Below are 18436 nucleotides of genomic sequence, written 5' to 3'. Positions count from 1 at the left end.
AATGACCATGCAACAGCGTATCGAAACGACGCTCGCCGCTCTGGAGCCTCAACACATGAGCGTGCTGGATGAAAGCCATATGCACAGCCGTGGGTTGCAGACCCACTTCAAGGCCGTGCTGGTCAGCCAGCAGTTTGAGGGGCTCAACCGCGTCAAGCGCCACCAGAAGGTCTACGCCACCCTGGGTGACCTGATGAGCGAGTTTCATGCCCTGGCGCTGCATACCTATACGCCCGAAGAATGGGCGACCATCGACGCAGCGCCGGCCTCGCCGACCTGCGCAGGGGGAGAGTGAAGCAGCGGAACGTGTTCAGTTGCCAACCACAAGATTGAAGCACTCTTACCGCACGTAGCTTCCTTCTTGTTAGAATCCCCACGCGCCGCTCAGTCGGCGCGTTTTTTTTGCTTTTACTTGCAGCCTGCAGCTAAAAACCTGCAACTGCCGTTATCCGGTTCACCCCTTACGAGGGTAGCCACCTGGAGAGAACACCCATGACTCAACCGATTGTCGTGGCGGCACTGTATAAGTTCGTCACCCTCGAAGATTACGTCGCCCTGCGCGAGCCCCTGCTGCAGGCGATGGTCGACAACGGCATCAAAGGCACTTTGCTGATCGCCGAAGAAGGCATCAACGGCACCGTTTCCGGCAGCCGCGAAGGCATCGACGGCCTGATGGCCTGGTTGAAGAACGACCCTCGCATGGACGACATCGACCACAAAGAGTCGTACTGCGATGACCAGCCGTTCTACCGCACCAAGGTCAAGCTCAAGAAAGAGATCGTGACCCTGGGCGTCGCAGGCGTCGACCCGAACAAAAAGGTCGGCACCTACGTCGACCCCAAAGACTGGAACGCGCTGATCAGCGACCCGGAAGTGCTGTTAATCGACACCCGTAACGACTACGAAGTGTCCATCGGTACCTTTGAAGGCGCGGTCGACCCGAAGACCACCAGTTTTCGCGAATTTCCCGACTACATCAAAGCCAACTTCGATCCGGCCAGGCACAAGAAAGTCGCCATGTTCTGCACCGGTGGCATTCGTTGCGAGAAGGCCTCCAGTTATATGCTCAGCGAAGGCTTCGATGAGGTGTATCACCTTAAGGGCGGGATCCTGAAGTACCTCGAAGAAGTGCCGCAGGAAGAGACCAAATGGCAGGGCGACTGCTTTGTTTTCGATAATCGCGTGACCGTGCGTCACGACTTGAGCGAAGGCGACTACGATCAATGTCATGCCTGCCGCACACCCGTAAGCGTCGAAGACCGCGCGTCCGAGCACTATGTGGCCGGCATAAGTTGTCCGCATTGCTGGGATAAGCTGCCGGAGAAAACCCGTCGCAGCGCGATCGACCGGCAAAAGCAGATTGAGCTGGCCAAGGCCCGCAATATGCCGCACCCGATTGGCTTCAACTACAAGCAAACCCCTTCCGAGGTCTGACCCATGTCCGCGCGCCTGCTCTATGTAATGGACCCGATGTGTTCCTGGTGCTGGGGCTTTGCCCCGGTGGCGCAGGCGCTGATTGAGCAGGCCCAGGCGGCCGGCGTCGACGTGCACCTGGTGGTGGGTGGTTTGCGCACCGGCAGCGGCGCTGCGCTGGAGCCGACCACCCGGCGCTACATTCTTGAGCACTGGCAGGCGGTCACCGACGCCACCGGCCAGCCGTTCAAACGTGAAGGCGCGCTGCCCGATGGTTTTGTGTATGACACGGAGCCGGCGTGCCGGGCCCTTGTCACGGCACGCAGCCTGGCGCCGGATTGTGCGTGGACGCTGCTTGGGCTCATCCAGCACGCATTTTATGTCGAGGGCCGCGACGTGACCCTCGCCAGCGTGTTGGTGGAACTGGCCGAACAGGCAGGCATCCCGCGTATCGAATTCGCCGGCGAGTTTGACCGTGCCGAGCAACACGCTGCCACGGCGTCGGATTTCACCTGGGTGCAGGATCTGGGCATCGCCGGGTTCCCGACCTTGCTGGCTGAGCGCAATGGTCAGTTGGCACTGCTCACCAACGGCTATCAGCCGCTGTCCGAGCTGTCACCGCTGCTCGCTCGATGGCTGGAGAGAGCGACCAGTGCCTGATGAGCCCAAACGCACGGATCGCCTGACCTGGGCGGAAATTCGCCGCCTGGCCCTGCGTCACAAAAAATCCCTGTGGATCGCCAATGGCGTCGCCGTGTTGGCGACCCTGTGCAGCGTGCCGATTCCTCTGCTGTTGCCGTTGCTGGTGGACGAAGTCCTGCTGGGCCATGGTGATGCGGCGCTCAAGGTGATGAACCATGCGTTGCCGCTGGTTTGGCAGAAAGCCGCCGGCTACATCGGCCTGATGCTGCTGGTGACCCTGCTGCTGCGCTGCGGCGCGCTGGTGTTCAACGTGGTGCAGGCGCGGCTGTTTGCGCGACTGGCCAAAGACATCGTGTACCGCATCCGCGTGCGCCTGATCGAGCGCCTCAAACGCATCTCCCTGGGCGAATACGAAAGCCTGGGCAGCGGCACGGTCACCACCCATCTGGTGACCGATCTGGATACCCTGGATAAATTCGTCGGTGAAACCCTCAGCCGCTTCCTGGTCGCCATGCTGACCCTGGTCGGCACTTCGGCGATCCTGGTGTGGATGCATTGGCAACTGGCATTGCTGATCCTGCTGTTCAACCCGCTGGTGATCTACGCCACGGTGCAGTTAGGCAAGCGCGTCAAACACCTCAAGAAACTGGAAAACGACAGCACCTCGCGCTTCACCCAGGCCCTGACTGAAACCCTCGACGCCATACAGGAAGTCCGCGCGGGCAACCGCCAGGGCTTTTTCCTCGGGCGTCTGGGCCAGCGTGCCCAGGAAGTGCGCGATTATGCGATCCATTCCCAGTGGAAAACCGATGCGTCCAGCCGTGCCAGCGGGCTGCTGTTCCAGTTCGGTATCGACATCTTCCGTGCGGCAGCGATGCTCACCGTGCTGTTTTCCGACCTGTCCATCGGCCAGATGCTCGCGGTGTTCAGCTACCTGTGGTTCATGATCGGCCCGGTGGAGCAGTTGCTGAATCTGCAATACGCCTATTACGCCGCGGGCGGCGCGTTGAGTCGCATCAATGAGCTGCTGGCGCGTGCCGACGAGCCGCAATATGCCGGTGGCGCCGACCCGTTCACCGGGCATCAGACCGTTGGCATCGAGGTACGCGGCCTCGACTTTGGTTATGGCGACGAGCTGGTACTCAACCAGTTGCACCTGCAGATTGCCCCGGGTGAAAAAGTCGCGATTGTCGGCGCCAGCGGCGGAGGCAAAAGCACCCTGGTGCAGTTGCTGCTCGGGCTGTACACGCCCCAGGCGGGCAGCATCCGATTTGGTGGTGCAACCCAGCAGGAGATCGGCCTGGAGACCATCCGCGAGCATGTTGCGGTGGTGCTGCAACACCCGGCGCTGTTCAACGACACCGTGCGTGCCAACCTGACCATGGGCCGCGAGCGCAGTGACCAGGCCTGCTGGCAGGCGCTGGAAATTGCCCAACTGGATGCCACCGTCAAAGCCCTGCCACTGGGCCTGGACAGTGTGGTGGGGCGTTCCGGTGTACGTTTCTCCGGGGGGCAGCGCCAACGCCTGGCAATTGCGCGCATGGTGCTGGCCGAGCCGAAGGTGGTGATACTCGACGAAGCCACGTCCGCACTGGATGCCGCCACCGAATACAACCTGCATCAGGCCCTGGCGCGGTTTCTCAGTGGGCGTACTACACTGATCGTTGCCCACCGTCTGTCGGCCGTTAAGCAGGCGGATCGAGTCCTGGTGTTCGACGGCGGTCATATCGCTGAGGATGGCGATCACCAGCAATTGATCGCCGACGGTGGTCTTTACGCCAAACTGTATGGACACTTGCAACAAGTGCGCTGATTTAGCCTAGTCTGTGCCATCGGAAGCGGATGTTTGCGTGCGTATCCAGCAGTGCATATGCAAGGGACTTCATGAAGCAAAAGCGGACTCTCGGAACGCCTCGGCTGTTGGGCATCGTCTGGCCTTTCATCGCTGTCGTTCTGTTTCAGGCATTGTTGGGTTGCGTCAGCCTCTACGTGCTTTCAGCGGTACGTGGTTATGTGGGCGGCGAGAGCTTGTGGTCCAAGGGCCAGAAGGACGCGATCTATTACCTGACGCTCTACGCCGATAACCGTGATCAAGCCACCTACCTCAAATACCAGCAGGCGATTGCCGTGCCCCAGGGCGGGCATGAACTGCGTATTGCCCTGGACCGACCTCGTCCTGACCTCTCTGCGGCGCGCCAAGGCATCCTCAAAGGCGGCAACCACGCGGATGACGTCCCCAGCCTGATCTGGCTGTACCTCAATTTTCGGCACTTCAGTTACCTGGAAAAAGCCATCGAACTGTGGACCATTGGTGATGGTTACCTGGTTCAACTGGACGACCTGGCGCGGGAGATGCACGACGCGATCAGCCGCGACCAAGTCAGCGCCAACGACGTACGGCGATGGAAGGCGCATATCACGGCCATCAATGAGGGCGTGACACCCGCCGCCAAAGCCTTCAGCGATGCGTTGGGCGAGGGCTCGCGCATGATTCTGCGGCTGCTGCTGATCACCAACCTGGCCACTGCGCTGGGGCTGATCGTGCTGGCGCTGCTGCGCACCCATAAATTGTTGGCCCAGCGCCATGCATTTGCCGACGCTCTGCAGCAGGAGAAAGAACGGGCCCAGATCACACTGGAGTCGATCGGCGATGGGGTGATCACCACTGACGTAGACGGAGCGATCGCCTACATGAACCCTGCGGCCGAGGCGCTCACTCACTGGAACTCCGCCCAGGCCCAGGGCCTGCCCCTGGCAGCATTGTTCAGCCTGCTGGATGACGATGCCCAGCCCGACGGCTTTACCCTGATCGAACACATCGTCAAGGGCCAACTGCGCGGCGGCAGCGAGCACGCCAAGACCATCCAGCGACTGGATGGCAGCACGGTGTCTGTCACGCTGGTCGGCGCGCCTATCCGCAGCGCCGGCAAGATCAGCGGTGCGGTACTGGTGCTGCACGACATGACCCAGGAGCGTCAATATATTGCCAACCTGTCCTGGCAGGCGACCCACGACGCCTTGACCGGCCTGGCCAACCGCCGCGAATTCGAGTATCGCCTGGAACAGGTGCTGCACCCTGCCGGGCACCAGCAGGGCGGGCGCCATGCGCTGATGTTTCTGGACCTGGATCAGTTCAAGCTGGTCAACGACACCTGCGGCCACGCGGCGGGCGATGAGTTGCTGCGCCATATCTGCGCGTTGCTGCAATCGGATCTGCGTGAAGGCGACACCCTGGCGCGTCTGGGGGGGGATGAGTTCGGCATCCTGCTGGAGAACTGCCCGGCGTCGGTGGCGGAAAAAATCGCCGAGAGCCTGCGGCATACCGTGCAAAACCTGCATTTTGTGTGGAAGGGCCGGCCGTTCATGACCACCGTGAGCATTGGTCTGGTGCATCTGTCATCCAACACGCCGACTACTTTGGAGACCTCGCTGCGCGCCGCCGACATGGCCTGCTACATGGCCAAGGAGAAGGGACGTAACCGCGTGCAGGTCTACCATTCTGATGACTCCGAACTGTCCCTGCGCTTTGGTGAGATGGCCTGGGTCCAGCGCCTGCACATGGCCTTGGAGGAGAACCGGTTTTGCCTGTATGCCCAGGAAATTTCACCACTCGGCCACACGGATGCCGGCAACGGACACATCGAAATCCTGCTGCGGCTGCATGATGAAGCGGGCCGAATTATCCTCCCCGACAGTTTTATTCCCGCCGCCGAACGTTATGGCTTGATGACATCCCTGGATCGCTGGGTGGTGGAAAACGTATTCAAGATCATCGGCCGTTGCATGCACGAGCGTCCGGCCCGGCCTATGGCCATGTGTGCGATTAATCTGTCAGGAATAACCATCGGCGATGATGATTTTTTAGGATTTTTACGAGAGAAATTCGAGAGTTACAGCATCCCTCCAGAAATGATTTGTTTTGAAATAACTGAAACCAGTGCGATTGCGAACTTGGGCAGTGCGATTCGTTTTATTAATGAACTCAAAGCGTTAGGTTGCCATTTTTCACTCGATGATTTTTGCGCCGGAATGTCCTCGTTCGCGTATTTGAAACATTTACCTGTAGACTTCCTGAAGATCGATGGAAGTTTCGTAAAGGATATGCTGGACGACCCGATTAACCGCGCCATGGTCGAAGTGATCAACCACATCGGCCACGTCATGGGTAAGCGCACAATTGCCGAGTTTGTTGAAACACCGCAAATCGAACAGGCTTTACTCGAAATTGGTGTGGATTACGCTCAGGGTTACCTGATTGAACGACCGCAATTGTTTACCTTTGATAGCTTGCAGTGTCGACCTGTGCGGCCGCAGCCTCTGTTATTCAAGGCGCCCGGCACATTCCGCTGAAACATCTGTTGGTCTGTACAATCACACTAAAAAAGGAGCGTTACAGTGATCGACACATTCATCAGAACCGGTCCGCTTATGGAAGCCTCGAGTTACCCAGCCTGGGCTCAGCAACTGATCCAGGACTGTAGCGAGAGCAAGCGCCGCGTTGTCGAACACGAACTGTACCAGCGCATGCGCGATAACACGCTCAGCGCCAAGACCATGCGTCACTACTTGATCGGTGGCTGGCCTGTGGTGGAACAGTTTGCTTTGTACATGGCACAGAACCTCACCAAAACCAAGTTTGCCCGCCATCCTGGTGAGGACATGGCGCGACGTTGGCTGATGCGCAATATTCGTGTGGAACTCAACCATGCCGACTACTGGGTACATTGGGCTCGCGCCCACGGTGTCAGCCTGGACGAGTTGCAAGCGCAGAACGTACCGCCGGAATTGCACGCACTCAGCCATTGGTGCTGGCACACCAGCTCAGCCGACTCGTTGATCGTGGCGATTGCCGCGACCAACTACGCGATTGAGGGGGCCACCGGGGAGTGGTCTGCGGTGGTGTGTTCCACCGGCGTCTACGCGGCGGCCTTCCCCGAGGAAGACCGCAAGCGTGCGATGAAGTGGCTGAAGATGCATGCCCAGTATGACGATGCGCACCCTTGGGAGGCTCTGGAAATCATCTGCACTCTGGCGGGGATGAACCCGAGCAGGTCCTTGCAGGTCGAGCTGCGCCAGGCTGTGTGCAAGAGCTACGACTACATGTATCTGTTTTTGGAAAGCTGCATCCGCCTGGAAAAAGAGAAAGCACCTGCGTTGGTGCGCGAACGCCAGATGCGCGTCGCCAGCGAAGCGTGATGTAACACAGATGGCGGGGTTTTACCCCGCCATTGCCAAACGGTTACGGCCTTCGCGCTTAGCCACATACAAGGCGCTGTCGGCCCGGCGCAACAGGCTTTCAGCAGACTCAGCGGCCAGCAAGGTCGAGCACCCCAGGCTCACCGTCAGTTCAACGCGTTTATCTTCCACCCAATAATCGTGGGACTGTGCCGCCTGGCGCAGTCGTTCACCGATCATCCCGGCCGCGTCCCGCCCGGTGTTGGACAGCAGGATCAGAAACTCTTCCCCGCCAAACCGGAACACCATGTCCACGTTACGCAACTGGCTCTTGATTACGGCAGCAACGCTGCGCAATACGCTATCGCCTGCTGCGTGGCCGTGGGTGTCATTGACGATTTTGAAGTGGTCGATGTCCAGCATCAGCAATGACAGTGGGCTCATGTGTCGACGGGCTATATCGATCTCGCGATGCAGCGTCTGGTCCATGGCAATGCGATTGCCTGTCTCGGTCAACGGGTCGCGCAGTGCGCTACGGGTGGCTGCGCGATAAAGCAGGGCGTTGCGCATGGGGTAAAGCAGGGTGGCCAGCAGGGATTCGAGTTGGCCGAGTTCGTCTTCAGCCAGGCGCTGGTTGCGCCGAAAAGCCAGCTCGCCCAAATGCTCGCCTTCATGGCTCAGGTTGTAGCTTACGCAGTGGTGGCCACGCTGGCCGAACTCAAGGCGCAGGTCGCTGGCTTCGTGGCGGTAGTGCAGGGCGTCCAACGGAACCAAGCGTTGAATCTCACGAAAGAACACGCTGAGGATCCGCTCCACCTCCAGGCTGACTTGCAGCTGCTGCACCAACTGCTGGCGCAGTTGCACGACGGTCGTGGGGCGACGGGGGAGCGAAGAAGGCTGGCCAAAGCCCAGGCGTTGCAATTTGGCACTGTCGAAATCGATTGCGTGGGTCTGGGTAGGTGTTTTCATCAGCAATCGGCCTCTAAGCACTTAACTGTCTTACAGGCTCGATGAGCGTGGCGAGTACCAAGCGTTTTGCTGTTCCTTCAATTGCGTAAAACAATGGAAACAGCTTGGATCGCTTTACCAAGGGCTAATGCCCCTGGACCCTGCCGCACGTCTTGTCATCGTTCAACCTGATTGAACAGACATAGAGCCAGATTCGTGCCAGATCGTTCAGTTTAAAAAAACTCCATATTAATCAACGACTGTTTTTAAGCCGAAAAACAGTCGCTGGGTGGAGTGGCAGTTATTTGGCTGACTGCACCAGGGTGCTGGTATCAATCTGCTCAATCGAGGTCACACCGGTCAGCGTCATCGCCACGCGCATTTCCTTGGCGAAGATGTCCAGCAGGTTTTCCACACCGTGCCGGCCATCCGCGGCCAGGGCGTACGCGGTCGCGCGACCCAGCAAGCAAGCCTTGGCCCCCAGGGCAAGCATGCGCACCACGTCGAGGCCGGAGCGGATCCCCGAATCCACCAGCACGGTAAGGTCATCACCCACAGCGTCGGCAATCGGCGGCAAGGCCTTGGCGGTGGACAGCACGCCATCGAGCTGGCGCCCGCCGTGGTTGGACACCACGATGCCATCGGCGCCAAAGCTCACCGCGTCCTTGGCGTCCTGAGGGTCGAGGATGCCTTTGATGATCATCGGGCCTTTCCAGAATTCGCGGATCCACTCCAGGTCTTTCCAACTGATCGACGGGTCGAAATTGTTGGCGAGCCAGCCGATGTAATCTTCCAGATGAGTAGGTTTGCCCAGGTATTTGGAGATATTGCCCAGATCGTGGGGGCGGCCCATCAAGCCGACATCAAAGGCCCATTGCGGTTTGGTGACGGCCTGCAGCATGCGTCGCTGCGCGGCAAACGGCCCGGACATGCCCGAGTGGGCATCGCGATAACGCGCGCCCGGTGTCGGCATGTCGACGGTGAACACCAGTGTCGTCACGCCGGCCGCCTGGGCCCGCTCCAGCGCGTTGCGCATAAAGCCACGGTCCTTGAGCACGTAGAGCTGAAACCAGATCGCCTGCGGGCTTTGCGCCGCCACTTCTTCAATCGAACACACCGACACCGTCGACAGGCAGAACGGGATGCCCTTGTTGGACGCCGCCTTGGCCGCCTGCACTTCGCCACGTCGCGCGTACATGCCGGTCAGGCCCACGGGGCTGAGGATCACCGGCATGTCCAGGGACTGACCAAACAGCGTGGTCTTCAAGCTCAGGCTGTCCACATTGCGCAGCACGCGTTGGCGCAGGCTGATATCGGCCAGGTCCGAACTGTTGGCGCGCAGCGTGTGTTCGGCGTAGGCGCCACCGTCGATATAGTCGAACAGAAAGCGCGGCAGCTTGCGCTTGGCGGCGGCGCGGTAGTCTGAGGCGGACGAAATGATCATGGACGGTGTCTCTCCAGGGCAGGGTAGCTCCAAGATAGGCAAACATCTGTCATGATAAAAGCAACTTTTATCGCTAGTAGTCAGTCGCTGAAGGAATACTGATGAACCTGAGAACATTGCGTGCCTTTGTTGAAGTGGTGCGCCAAGGCGGCTTCTCCCAGGCGGCCGAGGTGGTGTCTCTGACCCAATCGAGCGTGAGCAAGGCGGTCAAGACCCTTGAAGAAGAATTGGGCATGCCCTTGCTCAATCGCCTGGGGCACAAGAACGAACTCACCGCTGCCGGCGAAATCGCCTACAGCCGCGCCCTGATGCTGTTGGCAGAGCACACTGACCTGGTGGCGGAAATCAACGATCTGCGAGGCCTCAAGCGCGGCGTCTTGCGCATCGGCCTGCCGCCGGTGGGGTGTGGCGTGCTGTTCGCGACGATGTTCGCCACCTACCGCAATCGTTACCCGGACATCGACATCGAACTCACGGAATACGGCAGCAAAAAACTACGCGAATGCCTGGAAGCAGGAGAGGTCGACCTGGCGGCGCTGCTGTTGCCCATAGACGAAGGTTTCGACTATCAACCCGTGCGCAACGAGCCGCTGATGGCCGTACTGCCCAGCAACCACCCGCTGGCCACGCGGGCACGCATCGACTTCCTTGACCTGGCGGATTCACCGTTCATCCTGTTCGAAGCCGGCTTCGCCCTCAACGCCAAAATCCTCGCCGCCTGCGAGCATAAAGGTGTGCAGCCCCGCGTCGCCGCCCGCAGTGGCCAGATCGACTTTATCGTTGACCTGGTCTGCGCCGGCCTAGGCGTTGCCTTTCTGCCACGCATGCTGGCGCACAAACACCAACATCCCGGCATCGCCCTGATCCCCCTGGACGAACCCCACACCGACTGGCACATCGCCCTGGCCTGGCGCGCCAGCGCTCACCTGCCTCCAGCGGCACGCGCCTGGCTGGAACTCGCCAGGGAATCGCAGTGTTCAACCGGTCATCCGGATTAATCCGCCAAAACCGCAGGGAAGGCTTGACTTCTCCTTTTCAATCAGTAACATACGGCGAATTCCGCGATAGCTCAGTTGGTAGAGCAAATGACTGTTAATCATTGGGTCCCTGGTTCGAGTCCAGGTCGTGGAGCCAGATAGGGAAAAGCCTGCAGCGATGCAGGCTTTTTTTTTGCTTTGGATTTTTCCGGGGTGATCAAAGCGCACAGCGTGACCCGCATGAGTTCGTCTCTAATCCCACGATTCAGAGGTAAATGTCATGAAAGTCGCTGCAGTCGTTTCAACCAAAGGCGGGCCGGGTAAAACCACGGTTGGCTTTAATATGGGCGCGTTCTGCGCCTACGCAGGGATCAGTACCCTGCTCATCGATCTGGAGAATCAGCCGTTGCTGTCGTCGTTTTATGCGATATCGCTTGAGAATGGTGCGTGCGTACCTGTTGATCGCCACAACCTCAAGCCTATCGACCTGCCAAATATTTAAATAGTCAGTCCGATCTCTAGAAAGTGTCTCGTCATTGCTATGATCTTCTAGTGGCTTGGCTTTTGGATTTAGTTCTACATTGTCCATCGAAGATTTCAGAACTATTAGAATCTAAGTGAGTGTAGTTCGCGGATTGCTTATATAAAAGGCGTAGTAGTGTGCGCACGTGTATATGAAAGTGCGCAGCAACTTCTTGTTTAGAAAGACCATGCTGCACAATCAACTGATGAGCTAGCTCGCATTGCTGCGACGTGAGCGAAGGACGGCGTCCTACCGTCTTGCCCTCAGCGCGCGCGGCTAACATCCCCGCGCGAGTGCGCTCACTTATAAGTGAACGCTCAAATTCTGCCAGGGCCGCCATCATATGGAAAACTAAACGCCCTCCTGAAGAAGTTGTATCAATATTCTCTGTAATCGAATGAAACTTTACGCGTCGTTTTGCTAGTTTACCTAACAATTGCACCAGATGTGAAAGAGAGCGCCCTAACCGATCAAGGCGCCATACTACTAATTTCCCTTCTGGTTTGAGGCTTCGAATTGCACTATCCAATCCAGGGCGAGAACTTAGACTGCCGGAATACCCTTGATCTGTATAAATCTTAACACATCCTGCTGCCTTCAGAGCTTGTATTTGGAGGGTCAGATTCTGGTCTTCGGTTGAAACTCGCGCGTATCCAATAATCAAAGCTTTTTACCTTTATAGCTGAAGAGTTCCATCAGCTTAATTCTGCGCTAGAAAAATAGCTGTTAAATGCCTGTCGAACCATTAATATCTGTTTGCACACCGAAGTTTGCTTCAAGTGAATTCCCAGATTTTTAATCTCTCAAAGTTTAAGATAGAAAACTATAAAGCTGCGAAAAAAGCTTTCGCATTGCTTGTTTAAGAAAGCTTCCTGTTTTTCACCGTTAAAGTTCTACTGGCCTATATTGAAATGAGATCCTCGCCCAGATCATAAAAATACTCTTTATTAATAACCATGGTTATCGGCAGCAATGCTTTCGCCGCTGACATCGGCGTAGAACGGCTGCCGCTTGGTGATGAGCCCGTACAGCAGCCCTGCAATACCGGCGCCAAACAGCCAGGAAAACGGCGAGACACTGGCGAACCCAGGCAGCAGCGCCAGCAGGATGGCGATCACCGCCGCAGGAATAAACGCCGCCACCGCGCGCAAATTGACCCCCCGGCTGTAGTAATAAACGCCATTTGGGTCTTCGCTGTACAACTGCGGCACGTCCACCTGGCTTTTACGGATCAGCCAGTAATCGACCATGATCACGCCGTACAACGGCCCCAGCAGTGCGCCCAGGCCGGAAAGGAAGTACACGATCACCAGCGGGCTGTTGTAGAGGTTCCACGGCAGGATCAGCACGGCGACGGTGGCGCTGATCAACCCGGCGCGGCGGAAGTTGAGGTACTTGGGCGCCAGGTTGCTCAGCACAAAGGCAGGGGCGACGAAGTTGGCCATGATGTTCACCGCCACGGTGACGATCAGAAAGGCCAGGCAACCGAGCACGAGGAAGAAGGTATTGGGGATGGCGGCGATGATCTCGGTGGGGCTTTCGATCACTCGGCCGTTAAGTTGGAATTGCCCGCCGCACAGCAGCACGGTGATGGCGGCAAATATCAGGATATTCACCGGAAGGCCCCAGAAGTTGCCGACCTGAATGGTCTTGCGGCACGGTGAGGAACGCGCGAAATCGCAGAAGTTGAGGATCAGCGTGCCGTAGATCGCCAGCCACAGCGCGCCGCCGGCGAAGATATTGCGCCACATCTCGCCGCCGCTCAGCGGCTCACGGATCGACCACGCAATCTGGCCGCCCGCCTGAAAGTACATCCAACCGGCCAATGCGGCCACCGTAGCCAGAATCACTGGACCGGCGAAGCCCTCATAGCGCCGCACCATCTCCATGCCGTAGGCCAGGATTACCAGTTGCACGAACCAGATCGCCACAAAACAGGCCCAGCCCAGGGTGGATAAGCCCAGGATTGAGTTGTGGTCATAGTCGGCGAATCCAGGATGAATCGCCGTCAGCAACACGCGGAAAACCACCGAGGCCAGGTAGGTCTGGATGCCAAACCAGGCAATCGCGATCACCGCGCGGATCAAGGCCGGAATCTGCGCGCCATGGATACCAAAGCTGATTCGGCTGATCACCGGAAACGGCACGCCGGTCTTCTGCCCCATATAGCCCGACAGGTTCATGAAGAAGTACACCAGCGCCGCGCCGATGCCCAGTGACAACAGGATCTGCCAACCGCCCAGGCCCAGCGCATACAGACCGATGGCGAACGAATAGTTGGCGATGTTGTGCACGTCATTGGTCCACAACGCAAAGATGCTGTAGCGCCCCCAACGTCGACCTTCCACCTTGGTGGGCGCCAGGTCTTTGTTGTGCAGCCGCGGGCTGAGCACCAACGGGCCGGGTTGGGTGGCGTCGGGGGGCAGGGCTGAGGAGGGCAGATCCAGTGCGAGGTCATTCGAGAGGCTTGTACGCATTCCGGCAGGCTCTAGGGCATTTGCAAGTACGCCGCAAATGCAAGGTGTATGTATGTTGGCTGTTTATTGTATACAAGCTGTCCATACCATAAGCCACATGCGTGCCATGTTTTGGATTCATTAACGTCACAGGTAAGTTGTTATTCATAGGTTACTTAACTAACTATCTGATTTTTATGAAATATAAATTGACCGTTTGGATAGTTATTTATTTTCCCTTGTGGGGCGGGGCGAGGTGAAAAATTATAAGCGAAATAGAAGTGTTACATTTAGTGGCGTAATGCGTGAGATTTTTGCGTTAATTGTTACGAAATTACACATTAATGTGTGCAGATTACACATCAAGCGAAATAAGAGAGTCTTGATCCATTCCCATTTGCTTGACGAATCGCGGGTATTGCTCTATAGCGATCGCGGGCGGTCTCCCGTTTAGGGTCATGATTTCAAGGTTGTCTGGCGACGGGGGGAGTAGGTTTAGGTTCATTGGTCTACACGGCGAGTATGCTCTGGTCCTTCGAGATCTCTTGCAGAGCCGTTACAGCTCGACATCTGAGAGCGCAGCCGTACCGTTCGAGTCTGAGCGCCTTGATGGTTTTTTCTGCTTCCATATCCTAGATATCGCTGAAGAATATTTAAAAGTATTATCCTCAAACTGATTGAGCACCAGTTTGAGGATGTCCTAGCCGGAGTTATTGAGATAAGTTCTGACGAGTTCAGCGAAGCTTACGCAGCAGCAGTTCACTTGCCTGTCCTTGGCCAGCGAACTGCGAATCGCGATGGAGCTTCCCACCGCGCCGCGCATATCAAATATATGAGATAGACGCGGTAAAACCTTAAACTTCCACGCGTTTTAAGGGGCTGAAAGGTTTTGTTTTTTATAGAGTTTCAGCTCTCCGCGCATGTTTAAAACACCGCCCTTCGCTTTTTCCCTGATTAGCATTCTTTGCAATGTTCTTGGGTGTACTCTCAATAATTTTGCTACCTCTCGCTGTGTGTGGTGCTCCTTCTCAATTAAGGATCGGGCTCTATTAACCTGCTCGGGCGAGAGCAAATGCGGACGACCTATGGGTTTTCCGCGCGCCCTTGCAGCCGCGATACCTGCTCGCGTGCGTTCGCTGATGAGTGAGCGTTCAAACTCGGCGAGCGCAGCCATCATGTGAAATACCAGCCGGCCCCCAGATGAACTGGTGTCAATGTGTTCGGTTATCGAATGAAAGCGAATATTTCGCCGCCCCAATATTTCTAATAGTTGTACGAGGTGTGCGAGCGAACGACCTAGTCGGTCTAGACGCCAAACTACTAGCTTATCGCCTGATCTGAGGCGCGCCATCGCTTGGTCCAGTCCCTGGCGAGAGTTTTTCGCTCCCGAGACCCCAAAATCTGAATATATTTTGTCGCATCCCAGCTTCTGAAGAGCTTGAGTTTGCAAGTCGAGGTTTTGTTCCTCGGTTGATACACGTGCGTACCCGATCAGCATGGATGATTGCCCTCATTTAAAGGGGGCGAGATCTTTAAGCTGCAGCCATGGTGACTCGTTGAAGCGCACCAAACGTGAAAGCTATCTTTTAGACGCGCCCCCTGTGTTGACAGAAAGGTTCCTTTTTGTCACGAGGGCTGACGCTCATCCAAAATGCCGCGATTGCGACACTTTTCTACATGTTTTCGAACGTAAAAACATCGTTACATAAGGGAACCCTTATGTACACCAGTGGAAGCGATTCGCAAAGAAAAGGAGTTATCGGAGCGCCTTCACGATCGTTCGGTGGCTATTTTGAGGGGCGGGATAATGTCCGTTCCGAAGGCGCTGTATGAGCGACGCCTTTGATGTGCGGACCCATTGCTTGGTTGAATTGCGTAATTACGCTCATTTGGCGGCTGCTTATGGGGACGATTTTGCGGCAGCGGCGATGCGTAAATTGCAACTGTGCACGCATCTGTGGGGCGGCTCGGTGTTTGTTATTGGTTCACATTGCTTCCTGGTTTCGCTTGCGCAGTTACCGCATGAAGAGCGCCCACTCATTGCTCTTATAGAGCGTTGGCAGTGTGCCTTATTCATGACGGCTTTGAATTTTGGCGGTGTCACGGCGCTGCCGGCAGTGACCGTTGAAGCCGTGAGTGTTTCAAGTGTGGGATTGACTGATGGTTGTTTGCGCTATCCCGATGAGTTGGAGCGCCACGTAGCGCCCTTGTCGTTACCGCCTGTCTGTTATGGAAAACGATGGGCACTGAGCTATGAGCGTGACATGGAGGTGGCGCTCACCTTTTACCGAGCCTTGGCCCAGGGGCAAGCCAACTTAGTGTTTCAGCCAATCGTCCAGCATGGTGCCCCTAGTTCGGTGCTTTATCAGGAAGCGCTGGTTCGTCTAGATACTGGGCTGAGTCAGTCAAATTCAGGGCCCGCACAAGTTGTTCATGTTCTTGAGCGATTGGGGCTCGTCCGAGTGCTAGATCACGCGGTGATGATGGCTGTTGTCAAACGCCTTGAGATCGATCCTTTTATACAGTTGGGTTGCAATATCTCTGCCCAAAGCCTTAGTTCAGATGCACTGTGGGAGTCTCTCATTGAGCGCCTCGTCATTAATCCTGACGTGGCAGCTCGGCTAACGCTGGAGATCACCGAAACGGCGCCACTTTCAAATTTTGATGCTGCGTGCATTTTTGTGCGTCGTCTTCAGAAAACGGGGTGTCGGATTGCATTGGACGACTTTGGGGTTGGGCACAGTAGTTTAGCTTTCGCGAACGCGATTAATCCTCACGTCATAAAAATCGATAGCACTTATGTGCATGCTGCACGCAGCGATCTATCAGCTGCCGATCGGCTTCGTAAGCTTGTTGCTTTTTGTCAGACATTAGCACCTTACGTTGTTGCGGAAGGAATTGAGAGTGCGGACGACATCGAACTAGCCGCCGTGGCTAACATCCGCTGGCTTCAGGGCTACTGCATTGAACGTCCTCATCCCCTTAAACCTCAAGTCGATCTTTGTGTGTTTTACGAAAAAGAGACAGCTTTATGGGGTGGAGCGTATGAGTTTTTATGAGGCGCTTACATGTTTGGCACAAGTCGTCGACTAATTATTTCCGCCTGCCCGGGGTTCGACTTTCATTTAAAAATACGTTTGTTGTTATGTTTAAAAGTTATCACGGGATAGCGCACAAATTTACGAGGCAGGCGACTTGGTCCAATGCGTATTTTATAAATTTGGCCTTACGAGTTATGGATGGCTGCCTTAATTATATAGCACTGAGTTTCGTGATGTCGCGGTGAAGTCAATGCTGGCAAGGGGGTGCCTATTATAAGCCTGTCTTGATCTATACCCCTAGCACTATTGGCCTTACGTGCTTCTTCGGCTGAGGTGACTTATTCGAATACTAAAGTTTTTAGTAATCGGCTCTCTGCGTTCTTACACAGGGCATTGTTCTGTCTTTGAATAAGTTAACCAATAGCACGTATAGCGGTAAATATCTACATGCAATAAGCCTGATGGACTGCTGCACTTATATTCTAGGAAAACTATAATGAATAAAATATACAACGTCGTATGGAATCATGCTCTTCATCAACTGGTAGTTACGTCCGAATTGGCGAGTAAAAAAGTTTCAAGTAGTGCGGCGGGCTGTGCTGGTGACAATCGAGCGCTTTCTGGTCGTTCAAATGCACAGCGGCGGCCTCGTAGGGGCGGGGCGACTAGAGTAGCTGCGCTGGTGGGCGTCATGACGCTCGGCATGTTGGTCTCCGGTGCTTCGATAGGAGCGACTGTCTCGATGGGTAGCAATGGCGTGACCGTCGACGACGGCACTACCGTCGCGATCTACACCTCCACCGGCATGACGATCAGCAATGGCCCTAGCGTCACAACCAGTGGCATCGATGCGGACAGCCGTAAGATCATCAATCTTGCTGCTGGGACATCAGCCACAGATGCCGTTAATTTGAGTCAGTTGGACGCGGCGAAGGCAGCGGCTACCACCCACTACTACAGCGTTAGTTCGACGGGGACGGGAACAGGAAGCAACTACAACAACGACGGCGCATCTAGTTTTGATTCTGTCGCAATCGGTCAGTACGCCCGGGCCTCCGACGCTAGAGCGATGGCAATTGGCTTTAATAGCCAAGCTCAATCAGCGTTTTCGGTCGCAATCGGAGATGCGAGTGTAACGTCTGGCGATAGCGCCGTCGCCATAGGTGCTCGAACTATTTCCAGCGGCGGTAGTTCCATTGCGCTTGGCAATTTGGCAGTAGCCAATTCCGCGCAGGCCATCGCCCTTGGCGGTGGGGCAACAGCCAACTCCTCGCAGGCCATCGCCCTTGGCCCTGGGGCAACAGTCAATTCCACGGGGGCCATCGCCCTTGGCACTACGGCAATGGTGATTGCGAGCGCCCGCAATGCAATAGCTCTGGGCTCCAGCGCGACTGCCACTCACGAAAGTGATGTCGCACTGGGCGCGAACTCAGCTACAGGTTCGGCAAGCTCTCACGCAAGCGACACAATCGATGGTAAGACGTACAGCTATGCTGGCACCTCACCGAGGAGTGTGGTCAGCGTGGGCTCTGCCGGAAATGAGCGGCAAATCACTAACGTGGCCGCGGGCAATGTCGCCTCTAATTCGACGGACGCGATCAACGGGTCGCAACTATCTGCAACTAACCAGGCTATAAACGGCGTTGGTCAGCGTGTCGACATGCTCGGAAATTTGACCGCAACGGCGCTCGGCGGTAACTCGGCTTACGACATCCAGACCGGTCAGCTCAGCATGAGCAATGTAGGGGGCACAGGCCAGGACACAGTCGATGGCGCGATCTCCTCGGTGAGCGCGACGGCTAACAAGGGCTGGAACC

General features: G+C 56.4%; 13 protein-coding genes, 1 tRNA gene and 2 pseudogenes. 11 read left to right on the top strand and 5 right to left on the bottom strand.

Going from position 1 to position 18436, the window contains the following annotated elements; translation table 11 throughout:
• Position 1 precedes the first annotated feature (1 nt).
• The 6 genes from KZX66_RS06565 (at position 2) to KZX66_RS06540 (ending at position 7251) form a co-directional block, all read left to right on the top strand.
• Positions 2-295: a BolA family protein gene (locus tag KZX66_RS06565; RefSeq protein ID WP_248077749.1), complete on the top strand. Its 294-nt coding sequence runs from the start codon at positions 2-4 to the stop codon at positions 293-295.
• A gap of 197 nt (positions 296-492) precedes the next feature.
• Entirely contained in the window at positions 493-1434 is a 942-nt protein-coding gene (locus KZX66_RS06560; protein ID WP_248077748.1) for a rhodanese-related sulfurtransferase, read from the top strand.
• Positions 1435-1437: 3 nt separating this feature from the next.
• On the top strand, positions 1438-2073 hold the full coding sequence (locus KZX66_RS06555) for a DsbA family protein (RefSeq protein ID WP_248077747.1): 636 nt from the start codon (positions 1438-1440) through the stop codon (positions 2071-2073).
• Entirely contained in the window at positions 2066-3868 is a 1803-nt protein-coding gene (locus tag KZX66_RS06550; protein WP_248077746.1) for an ABC transporter ATP-binding protein, read from the top strand. Before KZX66_RS06555 ends, KZX66_RS06550 begins: the two co-directional genes overlap by 8 nt.
• 71 nt (positions 3869-3939) lie before the next feature.
• Entirely contained in the window at positions 3940-6405 is a 2466-nt protein-coding gene (locus KZX66_RS06545) for an EAL domain-containing protein (protein WP_248077745.1), read from the top strand.
• A gap of 45 nt (positions 6406-6450) precedes the next feature.
• Entirely contained in the window at positions 6451-7251 is an 801-nt protein-coding gene (locus KZX66_RS06540) for an iron-containing redox enzyme family protein (protein ID WP_248077744.1), read from the top strand.
• 21 nt (positions 7252-7272) lie between these two features.
• On the opposite strand, the gene KZX66_RS06535 is transcribed toward KZX66_RS06540, so the two are convergent.
• Together KZX66_RS06535 and lldD are read right to left on the bottom strand one after the other, a co-directional pair.
• Complete coding sequence (locus tag KZX66_RS06535) at positions 7273-8199, bottom strand: GGDEF domain-containing protein (protein WP_248077743.1); 927 nt, start codon at positions 8197-8199, stop codon at positions 7273-7275.
• A 280-nt stretch (positions 8200-8479) separates the two neighbouring features.
• A complete protein-coding gene (gene lldD, locus KZX66_RS06530) occupies positions 8480-9622 on the bottom strand; it encodes an FMN-dependent L-lactate dehydrogenase LldD (protein WP_248077741.1) in 1143 nt (380 codons plus the stop codon).
• 101 nt (positions 9623-9723) lie between these two features.
• On the opposite strand from lldD, the gene KZX66_RS06525 reads away from it, so the two are divergent.
• The 3 genes and pseudogenes from KZX66_RS06525 to KZX66_RS06515 all read left to right on the top strand — a co-directional run.
• Positions 9724-10620: a LysR family transcriptional regulator gene (locus KZX66_RS06525; RefSeq protein ID WP_248077738.1), complete on the top strand. Its 897-nt coding sequence runs from the start codon at positions 9724-9726 to the stop codon at positions 10618-10620.
• Positions 10621-10680: 60 nt separating this feature from the next.
• A tRNA-Asn gene (locus KZX66_RS06520) sits at positions 10681-10756 on the top strand.
• A gap of 123 nt (positions 10757-10879) precedes the next feature.
• A pseudogene (locus KZX66_RS06515) lies at positions 10880-11032 on the top strand (AAA family ATPase); the annotation flags it as partial.
• Between the two features lie 106 nt (positions 11033-11138).
• On the opposite strand, the gene KZX66_RS06510 reads toward KZX66_RS06515, so the two are convergent.
• From KZX66_RS06510 to KZX66_RS06500, 3 genes are all read right to left on the bottom strand, one after another.
• On the bottom strand, positions 11139-11786 hold the full coding sequence (locus KZX66_RS06510; protein WP_248077735.1) for a recombinase family protein: 648 nt from the start codon (positions 11784-11786) through the stop codon (positions 11139-11141).
• A gap of 283 nt (positions 11787-12069) precedes the next feature.
• Complete coding sequence (locus KZX66_RS06505; RefSeq protein ID WP_248077731.1) at positions 12070-13599, bottom strand: NCS1 family nucleobase:cation symporter-1; 1530 nt, start codon at positions 13597-13599, stop codon at positions 12070-12072.
• Between the two features lie 850 nt (positions 13600-14449).
• Positions 14450-15076, bottom strand: coding sequence for a recombinase family protein (locus tag KZX66_RS06500; protein WP_248077729.1), 627 nt, complete (start codon positions 15074-15076; stop codon positions 14450-14452).
• A gap of 331 nt (positions 15077-15407) precedes the next feature.
• Here KZX66_RS06500 and KZX66_RS06495 point away from each other — a divergent pair, with 331 nt between their 5' ends.
• Positions 15408-16637, top strand: a complete 1230-nt coding sequence (locus KZX66_RS06495) for an EAL domain-containing protein (RefSeq protein WP_248077727.1) — start codon at positions 15408-15410, stop codon at positions 16635-16637.
• Between the two features lie 673 nt (positions 16638-17310).
• Positions 17311-18436: pseudogene (locus tag KZX66_RS06490) on the top strand (hypothetical protein); the annotation flags it as partial.

The sequence above is a fragment of the Pseudomonas sp. EYE_354 genome, assembly GCF_023148575.1.
Lineage (GTDB): Bacteria > Pseudomonadota > Gammaproteobacteria > Pseudomonadales > Pseudomonadaceae > Aquipseudomonas.
This window is presented reverse-complemented; position numbering and strand designations above follow the sequence as displayed.

Excerpts from the sequence above, each read along its gene's own strand:
- KZX66_RS06565 (WP_248077749.1), top strand. The coding sequence starts at position 2 with ATGACCATGCAACAGCGTATCGAAACGACGCTCGCCGCTCTGGAGCCT.
- KZX66_RS06560 (WP_248077748.1), top strand. The coding sequence starts at position 493 with ATGACTCAACCGATTGTCGTGGCGGCACTGTATAAGTTCGTCACCCTC.
- KZX66_RS06555 (WP_248077747.1), top strand. The coding sequence starts at position 1,438 with ATGTCCGCGCGCCTGCTCTATGTAATGGACCCGATGTGTTCCTGGTGC.
- KZX66_RS06545 (WP_248077745.1), top strand. The coding sequence starts at position 3,940 with ATGAAGCAAAAGCGGACTCTCGGAACGCCTCGGCTGTTGGGCATCGTC.
- KZX66_RS06535 (WP_248077743.1), bottom strand. The coding sequence starts at position 8,199 with ATGAAAACACCTACCCAGACCCACGCAATCGATTTCGACAGTGCCAAA.
- lldD (WP_248077741.1), bottom strand. The coding sequence starts at position 9,622 with ATGATCATTTCGTCCGCCTCAGACTACCGCGCCGCCGCCAAGCGCAAG.
- KZX66_RS06525 (WP_248077738.1), top strand. The coding sequence starts at position 9,724 with ATGAACCTGAGAACATTGCGTGCCTTTGTTGAAGTGGTGCGCCAAGGC.
- KZX66_RS06505 (WP_248077731.1), bottom strand. The coding sequence starts at position 13,599 with ATGCGTACAAGCCTCTCGAATGACCTCGCACTGGATCTGCCCTCCTCA.
- KZX66_RS06500 (WP_248077729.1), bottom strand. The coding sequence starts at position 15,076 with ATGCTGATCGGGTACGCACGTGTATCAACCGAGGAACAAAACCTCGAC.
- KZX66_RS06495 (WP_248077727.1), top strand. The coding sequence starts at position 15,408 with ATGAGCGACGCCTTTGATGTGCGGACCCATTGCTTGGTTGAATTGCGT.